5 protein-coding genes are annotated in these 3551 nt (G+C 59.9%); 3 read left to right on the forward strand and 2 right to left on the reverse strand.

Translation table 11 applies throughout. The annotated features are described in order from the left end of the window. Together ACI94_RS00695 and ACI94_RS00700 are read left to right on the forward strand one after the other, a co-directional pair. On the forward strand, positions 1 to 698 hold a 698-nt coding region (locus ACI94_RS00695; RefSeq protein ID WP_286680973.1), incomplete at its 5' end, for an ABC transporter ATP-binding protein. 29 nt (positions 699 to 727) lie between these two features. Continuing rightward, on the forward strand, positions 728 to 1060 hold the full coding sequence (locus ACI94_RS00700) for a DUF1622 domain-containing protein (protein WP_066955646.1): 333 nt from the start codon (positions 728 to 730) through the stop codon (positions 1058 to 1060). Between the two features lie 5 nt (positions 1061 to 1065). Here ACI94_RS00700 and ACI94_RS00705 read toward each other — a convergent pair whose 3' ends face one another. Beyond that, positions 1066 to 1401: an NUDIX domain-containing protein gene (locus ACI94_RS00705; RefSeq protein WP_286680974.1), complete on the reverse strand. Its 336-nt coding sequence runs from the start codon at positions 1399 to 1401 to the stop codon at positions 1066 to 1068. A 72-nt stretch (positions 1402 to 1473) separates the two neighbouring features. After that, positions 1474 to 2040 carry a uracil-DNA glycosylase gene (locus ACI94_RS00710; RefSeq protein ID WP_286680975.1) on the reverse strand — a complete coding sequence of 189 codons (567 nt, stop codon included), beginning with the start codon at positions 2038 to 2040 and terminating at the stop codon, positions 1474 to 1476. Positions 2041 to 2292: 252 nt separating this feature from the next. Between ACI94_RS00710 and lysS the strand changes: the two genes are divergently transcribed. Further along, positions 2293 to 3551 (forward strand): lysine--tRNA ligase (gene lysS, locus ACI94_RS00715; RefSeq protein WP_286680976.1); only part of this gene is annotated, 1259 nt, incomplete at its 3' end.

The raw sequence follows: 3551 nt of genomic DNA on the forward strand, positions 1-3551 counted from the left end.
CCCACCAGGTCCTCGCGATCCTTGGCCCGAACGGTGTTGGAAAGACGACCCTCTTGAAGTGCATGAACGCCATCTTAAAGCCGAAGGCCGGATCCGTCCTCGTCGAGGGGGCGGATCTCCTCACGGCGGATCGGATGGAGATTGCACGGAAGGTCGGCTACGTTCCGCAACGGTGCGAGGCGGGCCGGATGACCGTCTTTGACGCCGTCCTCCTCGGTCGCCGGCCGCATATCGGGTGGAGCGTAACGGAGAGAGACATCCGGATCGTCGAGGCGGCGATCCGGAGGCTCCGTCTTGAGGACCTTTCGCTTCGCTACATCGACGAGATGAGCGGCGGGGAACTCCAGAAGGTGAGCATTGCACGGGCCCTCGTGCAGGAGCCGCGGGTCCTTCTCCTCGACGAACCCACAAGCAGCCTGGATCTTCGAAACCAGCTCGAGATCCTCGGGATCGTCCGGCGCGTCGCGGCGGACCACAATGTCGCCGCGGTGATGACGATGCACGACTTAAACATGGCGCTCCGCTACGCCGACCGGTTCATCCTCTTAAAAGACGGGATTATCCACGCCGCCGGCGGGCCCGAGGTCGTGACCCCGGAGAGCATCAAGGCGGTCTACGGCGTCTCGGTTGCGGTCGAGCGCTACAACGGGTATCGTATTGTCGTCCCCCTGGCGCCAGAGAACCCCGATAACGTATAAGTCCACCATCGCCCATATGCGCACCGGGTATGGTGCTTGAGCAGTTCATCGAGATCGCCGAGACGATCCTCGGGGGATTCGGTGCGCTCTTCATCGTCTACGGGGCGGTGATCGCGATCATCGAACTCCTGGCGCGGGAGACGCGCCTTCGCAAGAAGAGTTACCGCGATATCCGGTGGACGTTCACCACCCGCATCCTGATCGGCCTTGAGTTCTTCGTCGCCGCCGATGTCCTAAAGACGATCCTCGAGCCGACCTTCCAGGACCTGATCATGCTCGGAGGGCTTGTCACCATCAGGACCGTCGTGAGTTACTTCCTTGGAAAAGAGGTCCAGGATCTCCCGGAAGACCGGAAGATGTGACCGACTCACCGCTCTCTCTCGCTCTTATGCACCGTCAAAAATTCGTGCGCCTCACCGACAACCCGTTTCGAGTTCCCGAAGGTGATCACCCGCAGCGCCTCACCGTATGGGAGCCACTGATAGGCGATATGCTCGTCCGAGAGCCTCACCTCCTCCTCAGGAGTCTCGATGAGGTAGTAGACGACCTCTTTATAGACTGTTTGCCCCCGGCGCTGGAAGAAGTAGTGGATCTCTTCACGGAACCCGGGGATGAACCTGGCCCTCGTGATCCCGGTCTCTTCCTTTAACTCCCGGAGCACAGTCTCCTCTTCGGTCTCGCCGCGCTCGCCGTGCCCCTTCACCAGGTCCCAGTGNNATCCGTATCCCGCCGGAAGACAACCGCCCCGTATGATCGTTCTTTTGCCATTCTTTCTTCATTCCTCTCTTGCAGATCCCAAAACCCGCGCAAGTTCGCGGCCCACGGCCTGGAAATCCTCTTCCAGGGCCTCCCGGTATCCCGGGTTGTAGAGCGCGGCGGCAGGGTGGAGGGTGGGGATGAGGCGGACCGGATGGCCGAAGAGGGTACCCTCATAGACCTTTCCCCGGATATCCGTGATCCGGTCGAACTCTACCGAGAGGAGGGAGAGGATGTACCTGCTCGAATGCCGGCCCAGCATCACGATCACCTTCGGCGCGATGATCCGGATCTGCTCCTCAAGGTAGGGGGTGCAGGCCCGGATCTCCTCGTCCCGGGGATCACGGTTCCCGGGCGGCCGGTGCTTCACGATGTTTGCAATGAAGACATCCGTGCGGGATAGACCGATCCCCGAAAGGAGACCTTCGAGGAGTTTCCCCGCCCGGCCGACGAAAGGCTTCCCGGTGAGGTCTTCCTGCTTGCCCGGCGCTTCGCCGATGAGCATGAGGTCGGCCCGGGACNNGCATTCGTTGATGACGGTGGCAAGTCTTTCTATCGCCACCTCTCTCTCCGTCACCTGCACCATGCCCTCAGTATTGACGATAACTCGTATAACCTTCTTATGCATTGCGTTTTGCCGCCGGCGGGAGTTTTTGGAGCGGCCGGGCGCCCCCACGGTATCCTGAGGATCTGATGGTTCGGACTGGACCTCCCTCAAAGATTAAGACCACCGGAGGGAAACCATATATAGGATTTATCTGTGAGCATGCGGCCCGATCGCCCCGGTAGAGCGGCGAACCGGGTATACGGCCGCAGGATGAATGGAGCGGTTTACACCATGAGCGATATAGATCAACTCTGTTTTGATACGACAAAGATCAATAAACTGCAGGAACTGCGCGAGCGCGGCGTGACGGTATATCCCTATACGTTTGAGCGGAAAGAGACCATCTCGGAGATCAAGGAGCGGTTTAGAGAGATCGGACACGAAAAGAGCGAAGAAGAGGTCAAGACCGCCGGGCGCATCTACGTCGTCCGCGAGCACGGAAAGACGATCTTCGCGGATCTCGGGGACTCCGAAGGCAGGATACAGCTCTACCTGCGCAAGAACGATCTCGGCGAGGAGCAGTTCAACCTCTTCCGCCAGTACGTCGATGCCGGGGATATCATCGGCGTTGTCGGCCACGTCTTCCGGACGAAGATGGGTGAGATCACGATCTGGGTCGACCGGTTCGAGTTCCTCACGAAGTCGATCTGCCCGCTTCCCGAGAAGTTCCACGGGCTCAAGAACGTCGAGACCCGCTACCGGCAGCGCTACCTCGACCTGATCATGAACGACGAGAGCCGCGAGACCTTCCGGACCCGGAGCAGGATCATATCGCTCCTCCGGCAGTACCTCTTTACACGGGACTACCTGGAGTTCGAGACCCCGACCCTGCAGCCGATCTACGGCGGCGCAAACGCCCGGCCGTTCACCACCCACCACCACGCCCTCAACCAGAAACTCTACCTCCGGATCGCGCCGGAACTCTACCTCAAGCGCCTGGTCGTCGGCGGGTTCGAGAAGGTCTTTGAGATCGCAAAGAACTTCAGGAACGAGGACATCGATACCAACCACAACCCCGAGTTCTCGATGGTGGAGATCTACGAGGCCTACCGGGACTACAACGACATGATGAACCTGACAGAGGAACTCATCACGTACCTTGTGACGGAGGTCCACGGCAAGACCACATGCTCGTTTGCAGGATACGACCTAGACTTCACCCGTCCTTGGCGCCGCCTCACGATGGAGGAGGCCGTCCGGGAGTACGCCGGGATCGACGTCATGACCATGAGCCTTGAGGAACTGCGTGCGTTCGGCCTTGAGCACTGCGTCGAGGGCTGCGAGAGCGCCACGACCCGGGGCGAGTATCTGGTCCTCTTCTTCGAGCACTTCTGCGAGAAGGAACTCATCCAGCCTACGTTCGTCTACGACTTCCCCATCGAGAACTCGCCTCTTGCAAAGAAGCACCGCTCAAAGGAGGGCTTTACGGAGCGGTTCGAACTCTTCATCGCCGGGATGGAGATGGCAAACGGCTTCTCGGAGTTAAACGA

This window comes from Methanoculleus sp. DTU007, from assembly GCF_001512385.1.
Classification (GTDB): domain Archaea; phylum Halobacteriota; class Methanomicrobia; order Methanomicrobiales; family Methanoculleaceae; genus Methanoculleus; species Methanoculleus thermophilus.